This is a genomic window from Bacillus sp. BML-BC051 (assembly GCF_019656175.1).
Taxonomy (GTDB): Bacteria; Bacillota; Bacilli; order Bacillales; family Bacillaceae_G; genus Bacillus_A; species Bacillus_A mobilis.
This window is the reverse complement of sequence record NZ_BPLI01000024.1, coordinates 13,789-29,341: the sequence shown is the minus strand read 5'-3', so window position 1 is coordinate 29,341 and position 15,553 is coordinate 13,789. Positions and strand designations below refer to the sequence as shown.

The window sequence follows — 15,553 nt, the reverse complement described above, 5'->3', positions numbered from 1 at the left end:
GATAGCTTAATCAAAAATAACAGCCGACTCGATATAAATGAGTCGGCTGTTATCTTTTAACTATGACAACAATTCCTCAACTCCGACACCATCTATTAACAATGCTTTTAATGAAGGAGCTATTTTAATTGTTTCTTCAATATCTAAATCTCCAAAATCCACTGTATATAATCCGAATCCTTCTTTTCCTTCTACATATAATAATGCTTTTCCGCCTTCGTCATCACCAATTGCCAGTGAATTTGGTATATATTTTTGAATATCATGTGCTTCATTCATCTCTATGCAATCAGTAGGACCCAAAATACGTATGTAAAGTTCATTTTGTACATTAATCTCTGCATTTGTACAATTTTGGATTACTTCTAAATAATCTACTGGTACATCTATTGATGAGAACTTTTGTAATTCTTGAATGGCCTCTTTACTCGCTGGTGATTCCTGAGCTTCTAATTTGAAGGAATCATTTAATTTTTCTAGAATATTCATTAATAATCAATCCTTTCATACTTTACCTTTAATTTATCAAGCATTTTATATTGCTGTTCTAAGGTTTTTGAAATGTTTTCTTTAGAGAATCCTGCGCGTTCAAAGTCAGATATTAGATTTTTTAATTCATCTTGTAAAGTAGAGCCCCATTTTCCATTGCCTGAACTTAAACGCTCATCAAGCCTTAGATTCTGTGTATTAGAAATAATGGTGTGAGGTAATCCTTTTCCGGTTTCAATAGTTACTGTTGGTGCGAGCTTTGGATCATATCCATACTTACCTAAATTTTCTTTTGCTTATTGATGCTGTAAGCCATGATGAGATTGTAAATCACCGCTATTTGGCCCTCGGTCCTTAGGCATTGAATCACGATGTATTTTATTAAATAATACAAAATTTGGTTTTGTACTGGTTACAGCTTTAGTAGCCTCAACAGCCTCAGTGGTCATTTTTACCCCTTTACCCACTTTAGCGAGTTTCCAGACTGGTGTAATACTAGCTACGACTATTCCGCCTGCAAAAATTCTATCCCAGGTTGACAGTTTTTCTTCAGTAGAAGGGTCAACTCCATCCCAAACTCTTTTAATATCATACTCGCCAGTTAATTCAACAGAGATATTTCGAGCTAGTTTACCGCTATTAAATCCTTTTTCTCCAGTAGAAGGTCACACATTGCACCTTCTACTGGAGAAAGCTATGTATATATGAAGTGAAAAAGGTTCTCTTAACTGAGAACCTTTTTATCTATCTTCAACGCTATTCTATTTCATTTGAATTAAAGTAGCAGTAGGTATACCAATTCCTTCTAAATGATGATTTTTAGATACAAGCCAATTGTTTTCATCCAATAGGATTGGATTTACATCGTCTGAAGGTGGATTGTTTTATAATTTAGATTTTTGTTATTCCCCACATACTGAATTCATAATGATATTCCGTTCTTTCGATACATACGCCGTATTCTAAATCATCACCAACTAATATAAAATCAGCATACCCAGTTAGAAATCTTGATATGGTTGATAATTCTTCTAAATTATCAAATACTTCAGCAACGTTTAGCTTAACTGCTTCAAATTTACCACCCTTAGAGAAAAAGAGTCTTCCTTGATTAACTGGAAATTGAATAGTTTTAGCTGTTTCTTTTAACAGCGCTATTGATAGTCTTCTGTTTTCTTCATAATCAGTGCTACCAAAATTTTTTATGTTTGAATTTTGTTCTAGCGTATTAAATAATTCTTTACAAAATAAATCATTAGATTCTGCATCCATAAATGAGTCCATAGAAATCGTAACAATATTAGTAAGTTCGTCTATCAGTTCTTTTCTACTAGCGTTTCTTTTTGCTTTCATTTTTAGAATTTCGATTCGGCTTTTATTCATATTACTCAAAATTTTTCACACCTTTAGTTTCTTAATGTTTTCCTTTTTTCCATTGGTCTTCCTTTTTCATCATCTGCAGTATGGAAATGGGAACCCCTTCCCATTTTATCTTCTCTATACACAATTATATATACTTTTTCATTCTTAATATTAGAGCCCACCTATGTTCACTAGTTCCATCAAAGATTTGTGTAGGTTTGTGGTATGAAGTAGAGTTTGGGATTCCAGCGTTTCGTCTAGCTTTACGATAGCCATTACTAGTTAATAATTTTTCCTGTCTCTCAAGATGAGCTTTATAATTTTCAGTAGCTCTAGCTGTGAAGTGAAAAATAAAGCCATTCTATGGATGGATTTTCTAATGTATACTTACTAATTTGATAAATGTTTAAAAAAGTGTCAGCCAGAAGAGCCAATTTAAAATGATTGGCTTTCTATTTACGGATCTGATTGATTCCGTACATTAGTTGAAGAGCAAATTACATGGTTAGATATTATCGCTGAAAAAGTGACAGAGTCTGACCGCAAGCGAATGAAACAGCATTTTATTATTAGTAGTCAATATGAATATTCATTTTGGGAGATGGTTTATGCCTTAGAAAAATGACCAGTGGATACAGAAGTAAAAGATATAATAGGTTAAAGAAAAGAGGTATTGCTATACTTATGTATGGTCAATACCTCTTTTTATACTCTTTTGTAAAATTATTGTAAATCATAAATACAATACTTAATATATATTGTATAATTCTAATGTAATACATTTATGATTTATAAGGGGGCTATGTATGATAATTTCTTTTAACTTTTATAAGAGTCATTTCATTAATACGTTAATCGAATAAGTAGTATTTGTTGTTCTTTTAAATAAATAGATTATGTGATAATACTTTAGTTTTTTGTGATCAAGAAAAATGAAGAAAGGAAGTAATCATTTTATGGAAAAATTAAAGTTGTTAACATTTGAAAATATAGTAGAACCTCTTTTAAGCGAAAGCGTATCATTTATATATTTTCCTATTGAATGGCTCGATATTGTAGAGATACATTATAAGACATTTTTATTAACGAGTAAGTTGAAACGATTGAATGAAAGATTATATGATATGTTTTCTGATATATTGTTTATTCAGCATAATCCATATGTATTAAATGAAAATACACCATGGATTGTATCCAAAGAACCTATTAGAAAAGAACAACTTGATTATATTTTCCGAAGTTGGTATGAGGTGATTCATGATTGGAAACCTAATAAATTAATAGAATTGCCAAAATATGAATGGCATTACGATTTAATTTCTAACTTAACAGTACTACATGATAATGAAATATATTCTAAGTGGGTGCCTGCTTTAATTTCTCATATTTTTTGTGAACAACCTGTACGAATAGAGAATATCAATGAAGAAGATATATATTTTTCTCCTCTTAGATCACAAAATATTTGTGAGGCAATGTCAGAGCCTATTAAAGATGAAAAAACTCAAGATTATTTCGCCTATGTATATCGTTTCGAATGTATCACGCGCGGGGGCGAAAATATTCCATTATTAAATGTTTCAATAGGAATTCGGAGGTTTTATCAAGAATATAACCATCCAGATATTCCTTTGCTATTAAGACGAAAACGGGGCATGATATTGGTTTCTACTCCAGAATTTGCATTGAATAAAAAGAAATTACGGTTTGTAAAACTAAAAGTTCAACAGGCTACAACCGGTATAAAATGGATTAAGATATTTAGAAATTTAAAAGATGATTTTCGTATAGGTGGAGAGGTTGAATTAGAGCATATTCTTCAATATCCGAAAGATTATATGCTAGGAACAAATATTAGGGTGTTGCTTCCATACAATGAGAGAATATATAAAGTTCAAGGTACTAAAATAAAACCTGGTATAAAAGTAAAAGAAAGAGAGTATCTATTTAAAGGGTTCCAGCAAAAATTCTCTTATTTCACATTACTACCAGAATGTAAAAAGGTAGCAACAAATAATGAAAATGAATTATTCCCTTTAATTGCACCAAAAGGATTAGAGACTATAACGTTAGAAATATGGTCTGAAAAAATATCGTTGGAAGTAGAACAAGCGTTACTTGAAAGTGAAATGGTGTTAGCTCAAATTGGTGAGTCATTATATGTATTAAATGCAGATTCTCCAGTATTGTTAAAAATAGTAAGATATAGTATTGAAAAAGTATTGCAAAATCCATACAAAATGCAATATTGTCAGAAATACAAAACAAATTTGATAGAGGATGTTATGAAAGCGGTTTATGCTACTGCAGGTGAGCGCAATGATGCGACATTGGCGTTAATCGCAATGGAAAATTGTGATGGGCGTGAAAAAATTGATCCAAAGCAAATCGTTAGAGAAGGGTTTGCACGAACAAACCGTATTTCAGCATTTATTAATTTATTTATAGGCCAAAGTGTAACCCATAAAACAATAATAAATTGTATTCTTAGTTTATTAGAACAAAAAGGATTTTTGAAACGTAGTTGGCATAAAATAAATTTACCTTGTGCATATGTTAATTTATCAATTGAACGAATCTCGAAATTTGATTTCTTACCTATTATCTCACAAATAAAAGGAAAAGAAATTTCATATAAATTATATGGGAATACAGAGTGGCAAACGATTGATTGCTTATTATTAAATGTAAATAAACATAATACCTTTTTACCGCAGCCTTCAAAAAGAAATGATATGGGAATTCAATTTAAACAATTTGTTTTTGAAACATTAAAGGGAATTTTACAACGTGCAAAAGAGAAAAATGAACAAGTATATTTCATTATAGATGCGAATTTAAGAAAACATTGGATAAAAGAGTTACAAAATAAAAATATTGATATAGATATTTTACCGGAGATTGTTCCTGATGTGCTAAAGGTTCCTAATTTAAACGTTATAAGAATAAATACATCTTTTGATACACCAAAATACGGTGTGATAGAACGTAATGATGTTCCGGTTGGCACAAGTTTATATACAGATCAAAAAGGGATGTATTATAGCACTGGTGAGTATTCGTTTAATGGTAGTGAAACATTGCAGCGATACATACTCGAAATTTTACCGCTGGGTGTAAAAGCTGTAGAAAGGAATTATATTGCCAAAATGGTACATTACATGTGCTGTAATTCAAGTATGCTTTTGGAAAAGAATGTACACATGCCGTATTCCATGCATATGGCGAAAGTAATAAAAAGCTATGTGACTGATATAGATGCAAGAGAGTTTAAAGAGTTTGATGATGAATTGGATGTAGATATAATGAAAATAGAAAAGAAAGATTCAATTATTTTGCTTTAAATAATAGTAGACAAATCCTGCTCGTTATATTGATCAGGATTTGTCATTTTTTCATGTAAATAAGGATATCCTTTGTCATGTATCTTTTCTTTTATGTATTTACTTTATTTACATACAGGATTAAGATATTTTTTAGAAATACAAAATCTACATCATATGGAAAAGCAATATGAATTGATTCAAAAGAAATTTGAAAGGAATGAGGAATTGTGAAGAAATTAGATGTGTTATTAATGCTATTAAGCGGCCTCTTTCCAGTTGCAGGAATTATGAAGCAAATCCCACTAGAACAATCTTTATATATCGGAGGCCTTTTATTTTTTACTAGTTTCGGTAGCTATTTTGCGAAAAAAATATATTCACGTATATGTAGTTGGATAGCGTATGCGCCATTTATAACACTGCTGTTAGTCATTTGGCATCAAGATATTTCAACAAGTTCAATAATAGGGAATGCGAAAATCGCCGCTTGTATCGCTTTAATTCCATGTTTATTCCGTTTTCGTACATATGGACTTACTTTCGGTTTATTCTCATTATGGGCCGCTTTACTTTGGGATATTAAAGAAGTACAGTCGTTAGTCATACTTGAACGTATGTCGAGTTTAATGACAAGTCATTACTTATATCTTCTACTGTTAGTTGGAGGACTTATATTAGGTGGATTACTTGCGATGTTATTACATCGTAAAGAGCAGGATGATAATAAAGAAAATATAAATCTATTTCAACAAAAAAAGAAGCGCAAAAAATTATCATTTAAGATTCCACTTCCAAAATTACCGAAAATTAAGATGAAATTATTTAAATTTGGTGGGAAAGGATCAAAACGAAAAACGCCAGAAAACATACGTGAGCATAATTACGAAGAACCAGCTTCAGCTGCAACATATGAAATGACAGAGCAAATACAACAATATAAAGAAGATACTGCTCAAGGACAAACGAGGATGGAACGTCGTAGGAATAGGTATAATGTATAAAATATTTTAGTAAACCCTTTAATGATTTATCATTAAAGGGTTTTTTTATGTAATTTATAGATTGCTAATGTGGAAATTGTAGCATACTCTAAAGTTGAGGACTTAAATAAAATAATGGGAGGACAAAATGCTTATTATTACATACATTTCGGTCTGTATATTATTTTTAGTTAGTTTTTTACATGTTTACTGGGCTTTCGGAGGTAAGTGGGCGACAAATAGTGTCATTCCAACAAAATCTGGAGAAAAGGCGTTTATACCAGGTACAGGAATGACATTGTTCATTGCGTTATTATTAAGTATGGCAGCAATAATTTTATTACAACAAACAAATGTTGTTCATTTCGAAGTTCCTAATATTATCGTTCAATTGGGCTCCTGGATTTGTATGATTGTTTTTTTTATAAGAGTAATTGGTGAGTTTCATTATTTTGGAATCTTTAAGCGAAAAAAAGATACGTATTTTGCTAAAATGGATACTGTTTTATATATACCACTTTGTGCATTTTTATCTTTATCGTTCTTACTAGCAATTATAACGTGAACATAAAATAGTAACTGCTTTTTCTAAAATAAATAAACGTGAATTAGCAAGGAGTAAAAGTGAGAAATCTAGTAGTAAATAAAAAGGATGTAAGCGTCTCCTTATCGAAATGTAGATTATTATGAAAGGCGGTGACACTATGAAGTATGTAAAAGTATGTATGAATGGCGGAAGCGAACACAAATTCTCGATGACTTTAGATCGTTTTGAAGAACTTATTACTACAGAGAATGGACTATTAGAAAATAAATTAGTTAGTATTGAAAATGTAATGATTAATCCTACTAATATATCTTCTGTAGTTGAAAAAATTGGTGTGCCGGCTAAGTTTATGGAAGCTTAAAAATCGGTAAATAAAAAAACATCCATATGGATGTTTTTTTATTTATAAATATGATAATTGTACAATGAATATATGAGCGGGATTTTTAGCAATACGTATACATTTAATGTGTAATAGGTGCACAATAAAATAAGTACAAGCATATATTATCTAGTAGAGCAAAACCTGTGTGTCCTACTTAATACTCAGAAAAAACCTCTATCACATGAGAGCATCCAATTGCAGGGTGCTCTTTTTTATTCAGCGCTTTAACTTTCAATTTTAAACATATCTTTGATGTTAATAAATATTAAAAATAATATAATAGCAAAAATTAAGTTAGATAAATAGAAATTTTGATGAAATAGTAATTCGAAGATGACATCAAAAACATATAATAAGGCGATGGTAGGTAATATACAAATAAATAAAAATCTCCAATTTTTTAGATAATGTTTATAATTAGTAAATACTTTTTCCATAAACATAGCTCCTATATTTTTTGTTTTCTATATAATTATACATTTAAATAAAAGGATTTACAAAAAGTTATTTAGCTATTAAGAATTTTATTTAGCTGTAGCAATCTAAATAATAAATGCTTTTGCTTAAAAAAGCTTTTAAAGAACGATAATAAAATGATAAACTATAATCTACTTTAGTTTTGAAATGAATAGAGGGATTTACATGATAGATAAAATTAAAAATGCTGTAGAGGATATGTACGAAGATGAAGCAAAACATTTACTTCAAAGTATTCTAATACAATTAGATGTATTAGACGGGAATTATAACGAAGATATGATAAAAAATTTAACGAGTATTCCTAAGCAATTGACAAGTCATGCGACTCAGGAAAAGAACGTAAGAGAAAGTATACACATTCATATCGCCTTTGATGATTCAACAGCTGGTTGTTTAAAATATATGTTGAAACAGGAAGGATTACTTGAGGAGAGTGTAGTTTCATTCTCTGAATTCTTTTCAATTGGGCCGGTTCATCAATTACATACAAATGAAGGTCAATTAACAAGAAAAGAGTGGTTATTAAATAACTTAACTTCTTATGATTGCTATTTTGAAGAAGAGTATTTACCAAGATTTAAGGAAACTTTAGAAGTTCTACATTCAATTCCAAATGAAACACCAATTACCATTTGGAAGGCAGATAACGCACATGAACATGTAGGCTTAAGTTTTGTAATTGCACAATTAAAAGATAAGAAAAACATTCGAGTTATGAATACGTCTGAAGCAAGTAAAGAAATATTAAAACAAGAATATGATATTCGTGGAACTGGAGAGTTAGCACCTGAAAGTTTAGCTCTAATTCAAAAAAGTTTTGTAGAATTGCCATATTTATCTGTAGAGAAACGTATGCAGTTTGAACATGAGTGGGATAGTCTATCGAAAAGTACGGAGTTTTTAAGAGTTTGGAAAGAAAATGAAGTGCGTTCGGTACAAGAAGATTATTTTGATCAATTTATTATTAAATGCGCGAAAAGTATAGGTGCTGATCGAGAGTTCTTAAAAGCTCCTAGAGTAATTGGTGAAGCACTTGGTCTTGTAGAGCAATTAGTTGGCGATACATTTTTAGAATATCGCTTAAAAGAACTAATAAAAAAAGAAGTATTTGAATTTGAAGGTTCATTAGAAGAAATGCGCTTTTATAGTGTGAAGTTGAAATAGCAATTAAACAAAAATCCTCTTCTAATAAAGAATTAGAAGGGGATTTTTGTTTGGATAATAGAGAGTTTTTCCTAAATGGAAGTTTCATATAAAAAGAAAGTTCATATACTATATAGAGTTTACTAATAATTAGGAGGAATAGTTCATTGAACAATCAGTTTTGTTCATGTCAATCAGATGATGCACCAAAGTTACTACCTCCATCTAACCCTCCCGATTTACCTTCTACATTTGCTACTCCTATACCGACAGGCCAAATGAGATCACGGATGTGCAATTGTTTAGGAAGATGGGGATTTTTAAGGTTAAATATACCTGGTACTTTTGGGAGAGATTTATGGTTTTTTCCAACAGAAGTTCGGCGGTGTGATGTATCAGGATATACTTGGCAAGATGGCCATCGTTTTAAAGTAAATTACCAATATAAACAAATTAGTAATTATATGTGCTTTACTTAATTCAAATAGGAGAGATTTATTATAGATCTCTTCTATTTTTATTTTGTAACACTTTTATATGAATTTGGGCTATACATAAGCTTCCTATAGAGCGCTTTTCACATATGAATGTTAAAGGTACTGAATGAAAAGTAGGTGATTTATTAATATGTATAACCAGAAAAATTATCCATATGATCAAGGGATGTATTATAATCCACAAAACTACGGGTATGAACCTGTAAATGAAGTGAGAGATATGGAACAAGAAGATTATAGACCAGATGATGCGGAGGATGCTCCAACGTCACCACCACCATCTCAAGCTCCATCGTTACCATCCACATTTGCTTCGCCAGCACAACCAGGAAATATGAAATCATGGATGTGTAACTGTCTAGGAAGATGGGGATTTTTACGTTTACATCGTCCAGGACCTTTCGGGAGAGACTTATGGTTCTTTCCGACTGAAGTGAGGAGAAATGGGGTTTCAGGTTACACTTGGCAAGGTGGTCGCCGCCGTAAAGTAAGTTATCGCTATCAACAAATTAGTAATTTCATGTGTTTTGCGTAAATAAGAGTGAGAGGGTAGAAGTATTTTACTCTCTCACTTTTTATTTTTCAATATACAAAGTAAGATTTGGAGTGAAAATTTACAATTTTCATGTTTTTATTAGAGTATAATGCATATGTTGGTTCGTTTTCAAAAACAAATGAGAGTGAGGGAATACAATGTCAATGAAAAATAAAGTTGGCCGAAGAATAGAAGATGGCATTAATTTAGCTTCAGCGCAGTTTAAAGAAGATGCATATGAAATTTATAAAGAATCTCGAAAAATGCAACCTATCTTATTTGTGAATAAAACGGAATTAGGTGCAGAGTGGCTGATTACGAGATATGAAGATGCTCTGCCACTTTTAAAAGATAATCGCTTAAAAAAAGATCCGGCCAATGTATTTTCTCAAGATGCATTGAATGTTTTTCTTACTGTTGACAATAGTGATTATTTAACGACGCACATGCTAAATTCAGATCCACCTAACCATAATCGTTTACGATCACTCGTACAAAAAGCTTTTACGCCGAAGATGATCACACAATTGGAAGGAAGAATACAGGATATTGCAGATGATTTGTTAAATGAAGTCGAGCACAAAGGTTCATTAAATCTTGTTGATGATTACTCGTTCCCTTTACCGATTATTGTAATAAGTGAAATGCTCGGCATTCCGAAAGAAGATCAAGCGAAATTTAGAATTTGGTCTCATGCTGTTATTGCTTATCCAGAAACGCCAGAAGAAATAAAAGAAACCGAAAAGCAACTATCAGAGTTTATTACATATCTCCAATATTTAGTTGATGTCAAAAGACAAGAACCAAAAGAGGACTTGGTGAGTGCTTTAATACTTGCAGAAAGTGAAGGGCATAAACTTAGCGCTCGGGAACTATATTCAATGATAATGTTACTAATTGTGGCGGGACACGAAACAACTGTAAATTTAATTACAAATACAGTATTAGCGCTTCTTGAAAATCCGAGTCAATTACAGTTATTAAAAGAAAATCCAAAATTAATTGATGCAGCTATTGAAGAAGGATTACGGTATTATTCTCCGGTTGAGGTTACAACTTCAAGGTGGGCAGATAAATCTTTTCAAATCCATGACCAAACAATCCAAAAAGGAGATATGGTTGTCATTGCATTAGCTTCGGCAAACCGTGATGAAACAGTATTTGAAAACCCAGAAGTATTCGATATTACTCGGGAGAATAATCGTCATATTGCCTTTGGACATGGTAGCCATTTCTGCTTAGGCGCTCCACTTGCTAGGTTGGAAGCAAAGATTGCTATTACTACGTTGTTTAAACGAATGCCTGAACTACAAATAAAAGGGAATCGTGAAGATATTAAATGGCAAGGTAATTATTTAATGCGTTCTTTAGAGGAATTACCATTAACATTCTAGAATATTTATTTTTAGACATGCATACATCGAAAATGATTTACATAGAGTATGTATGTGTTATTTAAATTCGAAACGGAAGGGTGAAAACATCCCAATGATCAACTAATTCTATTTGTAAGAGATCTTCGTTAAAAAACGAAATATTCTTCTGAATAGGATTAGTCTGTGCATTTATAGAAAAGGGATGTATTTCGCTCTGCGAATATATAGTCTTTTTATATGATTTGTGCTGCCTCCTATTCAGAACATGAAATAGGGGGTTTTTTTATGTCGACAAATGTAGTAACGAAACAAAACAATGGGGTATCACAAGTATTGAAAAATCGTTTTGTGCAAGGTATTTTAGCATCAGCATTATTTTTACAAATTGGAATATGGGTTCGGAACTTTGCGGTATTACTATATGTAATGGAAATGACGAAAGGTGATGCTTTTGCTATTTCAATGATTTCGGTTGCTGAGTTTGCTCCAATTTTCATCTTTTCCTTTATTGGTGGAACCTTTGCTGATAGGTGGAAGCCGAAGAAGACAATGATATGGTGTGAAACGTTAAGTTCTATTTCAGTATTTGCTGTATTAATTACACTTATGTTTGGTACGTGGAAAATTGTGTTTTTTGTCACGCTTATTTCTGCAATCCTTTCACAGTTTTCTCAGCCATCTGGCATGAAATTGTTTAAACAGCATTTATCAACGGAACAAATCCAATTAGCGATGTCTATATATCAAACAATATTTGCGATTTTTATGGTGCTAGGACCGATTCTTGGAACATTTATTTTTCATAGTTTTGGAATTTATATTTCAATCATCATAACAGGTATTGCGTTTTTACTGGCAGCTGCTGTGCTGTTATTTCTTCCGAAAGATCTTGAGAATGATAATGAGAAGAAAGAAATCACACTATTACAGGAGATGCTGGATGGTATTAAATATGTGAAAAAGAAAAAAGCATTAACTTTGTTAGGACTTTGTTTTATGGCAGCAGGACTAGGTATCGGTTTAATTCAGCCGCTAGGTATATTTATTGTAACTGAACAGTTAGGGCTATCAAAAGAGAGCTTACAATGGTTACTAACAGTAAATGGCGCGGGTATGATTGTTGGCGGAGCTTTAGCGATGATATTTGCGAAAAACGTAGCTCCACAAAAGATGTTAATTGTAGGGATGCTCGGTCAGGCAATTGGCATTGGTATTATAGGTTATTCCACAAATTTATGGGTAACACTCACAGCACAACTTTTTAGTGGGTTAGCTCTTCCATGTATCCAAATAGGTATTAATACGCTCATTATTCAAAATAGTGATACTGATTTTATTGGTCGTGTAAATGGCATTTTAAGTCCACTATTCACCGGTTCAATGGTAGTAACAATGAGTATTGCTGGTTCATTAAAAGAAATGTTCTCATTAAGTACGATGTATGAAGGCACAGCATTACTATTTATAATTGGATTATTATTTATTTTACCTATATACAATTTAAAGCCAGTAATAGCTGTAGAAAGTGAAATGAACGGTAAAGGAAGTGCTGTACAACATGAATCCTAATCCAAATGTTAAGTACCCTATTGAAGGAAATGAAAATGTCCAATTTATAAAAAATACAATAACAAAAGCTAATATACTCGTTGGAGACTATTCATATTATGATGCGAAAGATGGAGAAACATTTGAAGATCGTGTATTACATCATTATGAATTTCTTGGAGATCGCCTTATCATTGGAAAGTTTTGCAGTATTGCAAATGGAGTTACCTTTATTATGAACGGAGCGAATCATCGGATGGATGGATTTTCGGCATATCCATTTAATATATTTGGAAATGGGTGGGAGAAGTATACACCTAATTTGTCTGATTTACCCTACAAAGGTGATACAGTTATAGGAAATGACGTTTGGATAGGTATGGATACAACGATTATGCCCGGAATAAAAATAGGGGATGGTGCAATCATTGCAGCTAAATCTGTTCTGACTAGAAACGTCGCACCATATACAATTGTCGGTGGTAACCCTGCAAATAAAATAAAGGAACGATTTATAAATACAATAATAGAAGAATTGTTGCAAATTCAATGGTGGCATTTTGACATTGAAAAAATAACTGAAAATATAGATGCGATTGTACAAGGAGATATTGAATCATTAAGAAAGCTAAAAAGGGAATAAAAAATGCAGCCTAAAGAGTATCATACCTCCGAATTTTGTTAATGATAATAGAACAAGGAGGTGTGATACTATGGCACAAGACGTTTTATGTGAAGTAAACAACTGTAAATTCTGGGCTAACGGCAATAAATGTAGTGCAGATGCAATTTATGTAGTAAGTAATAAAGGGAAACATGCATCAACTACTGAAGAAACGGATTGCAAAACTTTCGATCCAGAAATATAAAATTTTGAAGGGTAGCCAAATCGTGGTTGCCCTTTTATTAATTATAGTATTGATAATAAATCTCATTTTCATTCATTGTTTTTAACTTTTCTTTTATTTTTTCATATTTTCTTCATAAGTGATGTAATCCAGAGCAATTCATGTTCAATACGCGATTTACTAAATTCAATGACTTCTGTAATAAAAGATGAGCTAACATGTAAAGATTGAATAGCAGTAAGCTGTTTATGTAGTACGTCTTGGCGTATTGTTAAAATTTCTTTTCTAGCTTCGTAATCAAGTTTTTTAAATAGTGCGATACGCACAAGGAATTCAGCGTTATTTGTCGCAATCTTTTCGGGAAACTCTCTTAACATTTCATAAAAAATTTCTTCTCCTGTTTCAGTTATGTCGTACATATTTCGATTCGGCTTTCCGACTTGTTTATGTATTTGTTTAATTATAGCCCCCATATTTTCGAAGCGCCGAAGAGCGGGATACAGTGTATTATGATTTAATTCGAAATTCTCACCTAACCGATTTTGAACATTTTTCTTTATTTCATATCCATGTTTTGGTCCAGTCGTTAATTCTGCTAGTAATAAAATGTCAACATACATAAAAATCCCCCTTATATATTTCTCAAGTTCTCCAATGAAAAATCCGCTTTATCATATGTTAAAATAACATATGTTAGATTATACAACTTTGAACTACCGACCTATCACTTTTATTGTAAAAGAAAAGGGAGGAAAGAACTATGGCTTCGCCTGAAAATGTGATTTTAGTTCATGAAATTTCAAAGCTGAAAACAAAGGAAGAATTGTGGAATCCGTATGTGTGGTATCAATTTATGAGGGACAATCATCCGGTTCATTATGATGAGGAGCAGGATGTATGGAATGTTTTTTTATACGATGATGTAAATCGAGTTTTATCGGATTATCGCTTATTTTCAAGTAGAAGGGAACGAAGACCATTCGCAATCCCACCTTTAGAAACTAGAATAAATATAAACTCTACTGATCCACCAGAACATCGCAATGTACGTTCTATCGTTTCTAAAGCATTTACTCCAAGAAGTTTAGAACAATGGAAACCTCGTATACAGTCTATCGCAAATGAACTTGTACAACATATCGGGAAATATAGTGAGGTTAATATCGTTGAAGAGTTTGCTGCACCTTTACCTGTTACCGTCATATCTGATTTATTAGGAGTGCCAACAACTGACCGTAAAAAAATTAAAGAATGGTCTGATATTTTATTTATGCCGTATAGTAAAGAAAAATTTAATGATCTGGATGCGGAAAAGGGGATAGCACTAAATGAATTTAAAGCATATCTTCTACCAATCGTTCAAGAAAAGAGATACCATTTAACCGACGATATTATTTCAGATTTAATACGAGCTGAATATGAAGGCGAAAGATTAACCGATGAAGAAATAGTTACTTTTTCTTTAGGCTTATTAGCGGCAGGTAATGAAACAACTACAAATTTAATTATTAATAGCTTTTATTGTTTTTTAGTGGATTCACCTGGAACATATGAAGAGTTAAGAAAAGAACCTACATTAATTTCAAAAGCGATTGAGGAAGTTTTACGCTATCGCTTTCCTGTTACTTTGGCTAGAAGAATTACAGAGGATACAAATATATTTGGACCTTTTATGAAAAAGGATCAAATGATTGTTGCATGGGTAAGTGCAGCAAATTTAGATGAGGAAAAGTTTTCACAAGCTTCTAAATTTAATTTACACCGAATTGGAAATGAAAAGCATTTAACCTTTGGTAAAGGTCCTCACTTTTGCTTAGGGGCACCACTTGCACGACTAGAAGCTGAGATTGCATTAAGAACTTTTATTAATGCTTTTAAACAAATAGAGTTATCTTCATCTTTCAATTTAGAAAAATGTATATTGGAAAATGAACAAACTTTGAAATTCTTACCTATTCGCTTGACAACTCAATAACCTAATCAGCAAGGTGCAAAATTATTGTATCTTGCTTTTTTATTTCTCAATTGTAAATTTTC

General features: G+C 31.8%; 16 protein-coding genes and 2 pseudogenes. 13 read left to right on the top strand and 5 right to left on the bottom strand.

The annotated features are described in order from the left end of the window. Positions 1 to 60: 60 nt before the first annotated feature. The 3 genes and pseudogenes from K5S59_RS12495 to K5S59_RS12485 all read right to left on the bottom strand — a co-directional run bounded on the left by K5S59_RS12495 (position 61) and on the right by K5S59_RS12485 (position 1,881). Positions 61 to 489, bottom strand: coding sequence for an SMI1/KNR4 family protein (locus tag K5S59_RS12495; protein WP_001022906.1), 429 nt, complete (start codon positions 487 to 489; stop codon positions 61 to 63). After that, a pseudogene (locus K5S59_RS12490) lies at positions 489 to 1,154 on the bottom strand (pre-toxin TG domain-containing protein); the annotation flags it as partial. The gene K5S59_RS12495 and the pseudogene K5S59_RS12490, both read right to left, overlap by 1 nt. A 226-nt stretch (positions 1,155 to 1,380) precedes the next feature. Further along, positions 1,381 to 1,881 carry a YxiF family protein gene (locus K5S59_RS12485; RefSeq protein WP_120450234.1) on the bottom strand — a complete coding sequence of 167 codons (501 nt, stop codon included), beginning with the start codon at positions 1,879 to 1,881 and terminating at the stop codon, positions 1,381 to 1,383. 376 nt (positions 1,882 to 2,257) lie between these two features. Between K5S59_RS12485 and K5S59_RS12480 the strand changes: the two are divergent. From K5S59_RS12480 to K5S59_RS12460, 5 genes and pseudogenes are all read left to right on the top strand, one after another. Next, a pseudogene (locus K5S59_RS12480) lies at positions 2,258 to 2,476 on the top strand (thiaminase II/PqqC family protein); the annotation flags it as partial. A gap of 331 nt (positions 2,477 to 2,807) precedes the next feature. Next, the gene (locus K5S59_RS12475) at positions 2,808 to 5,195 is read left to right on the top strand and encodes an RNaseH domain-containing protein (RefSeq protein WP_120450236.1); all 2,388 of its coding nucleotides are present in this window, start codon (positions 2,808 to 2,810) and stop codon (positions 5,193 to 5,195) included. A gap of 209 nt (positions 5,196 to 5,404) precedes the next feature. Next, positions 5,405 to 6,178 carry a DUF3959 family protein gene (locus K5S59_RS12470; RefSeq protein ID WP_120450238.1) on the top strand — a complete coding sequence of 258 codons (774 nt, stop codon included), beginning with the start codon at positions 5,405 to 5,407 and terminating at the stop codon, positions 6,176 to 6,178. Between the two features lie 127 nt (positions 6,179 to 6,305). Then, positions 6,306 to 6,722 carry a DUF3995 domain-containing protein gene (locus tag K5S59_RS12465; RefSeq protein ID WP_098259289.1) on the top strand — a complete coding sequence of 139 codons (417 nt, stop codon included), beginning with the start codon at positions 6,306 to 6,308 and terminating at the stop codon, positions 6,720 to 6,722. Between the two features lie 139 nt (positions 6,723 to 6,861). Further along, entirely contained in the window at positions 6,862 to 7,065 is a 204-nt protein-coding gene (locus K5S59_RS12460) for a hypothetical protein (RefSeq protein ID WP_000878362.1), read from the top strand. Between the two features lie 248 nt (positions 7,066 to 7,313). Here K5S59_RS12460 and K5S59_RS12455 read toward each other — a convergent pair whose 3' ends face one another. Continuing rightward, positions 7,314 to 7,526 carry a hypothetical protein gene (locus K5S59_RS12455; protein WP_000416570.1) on the bottom strand — a complete coding sequence of 71 codons (213 nt, stop codon included), beginning with the start codon at positions 7,524 to 7,526 and terminating at the stop codon, positions 7,314 to 7,316. A 205-nt stretch (positions 7,527 to 7,731) separates the two neighbouring features. Between K5S59_RS12455 and K5S59_RS12450 the strand changes: the two genes are divergently transcribed. The 7 genes from K5S59_RS12450 to K5S59_RS12420 all read left to right on the top strand — a co-directional run bounded on the left by K5S59_RS12450 (position 7,732) and on the right by K5S59_RS12420 (position 13,537). Further along, complete coding sequence (locus K5S59_RS12450; RefSeq protein ID WP_000565697.1) at positions 7,732 to 8,733, top strand: DUF1835 domain-containing protein; 1,002 nt, start codon at positions 7,732 to 7,734, stop codon at positions 8,731 to 8,733. Between the two features lie 146 nt (positions 8,734 to 8,879). Further along, positions 8,880 to 9,191 carry a hypothetical protein gene (locus K5S59_RS12445; RefSeq protein ID WP_120450239.1) on the top strand — a complete coding sequence of 104 codons (312 nt, stop codon included), beginning with the start codon at positions 8,880 to 8,882 and terminating at the stop codon, positions 9,189 to 9,191. A gap of 148 nt (positions 9,192 to 9,339) precedes the next feature. Next, positions 9,340 to 9,744 (top strand): hypothetical protein, encoded by a 405-nt coding sequence (locus K5S59_RS12440; RefSeq protein WP_120450241.1) that lies wholly within the window; start codon positions 9,340 to 9,342, stop codon positions 9,742 to 9,744. Between the two features lie 158 nt (positions 9,745 to 9,902). Beyond that, positions 9,903 to 11,138 (top strand): cytochrome P450, encoded by a 1,236-nt coding sequence (gene cypA, locus K5S59_RS12435; RefSeq protein WP_098259288.1) that lies wholly within the window; start codon positions 9,903 to 9,905, stop codon positions 11,136 to 11,138. A gap of 267 nt (positions 11,139 to 11,405) precedes the next feature. Beyond that, the gene (locus tag K5S59_RS12430; protein WP_120450243.1) at positions 11,406 to 12,689 is read left to right on the top strand and encodes an MFS transporter; all 1,284 of its coding nucleotides are present in this window, start codon (positions 11,406 to 11,408) and stop codon (positions 12,687 to 12,689) included. After that, positions 12,679 to 13,311, top strand: a complete 633-nt coding sequence (locus tag K5S59_RS12425) for a Vat family streptogramin A O-acetyltransferase (protein WP_001069215.1) — start codon at positions 12,679 to 12,681, stop codon at positions 13,309 to 13,311. The genes K5S59_RS12430 and K5S59_RS12425 overlap by 11 nt, the downstream gene beginning before the upstream one ends. Before the next feature lie 70 nt (positions 13,312 to 13,381). After that, positions 13,382 to 13,537, top strand: a complete 156-nt coding sequence (locus K5S59_RS12420; protein ID WP_000046092.1) for a DUF1540 domain-containing protein — start codon at positions 13,382 to 13,384, stop codon at positions 13,535 to 13,537. Positions 13,538 to 13,638: 101 nt separating this feature from the next. Here K5S59_RS12420 and K5S59_RS12415 read toward each other — a convergent pair whose 3' ends face one another. Then, positions 13,639 to 14,136 (bottom strand): PadR family transcriptional regulator, encoded by a 498-nt coding sequence (locus tag K5S59_RS12415; RefSeq protein WP_120450245.1) that lies wholly within the window; start codon positions 14,134 to 14,136, stop codon positions 13,639 to 13,641. 140 nt (positions 14,137 to 14,276) lie between these two features. Between K5S59_RS12415 and K5S59_RS12410 the strand changes: the two genes are divergently transcribed. Beyond that, positions 14,277 to 15,491 (top strand): cytochrome P450, encoded by a 1,215-nt coding sequence (locus K5S59_RS12410; RefSeq protein ID WP_120450247.1) that lies wholly within the window; start codon positions 14,277 to 14,279, stop codon positions 15,489 to 15,491. Positions 15,492 to 15,553: the final 62 nt, after the last annotated feature.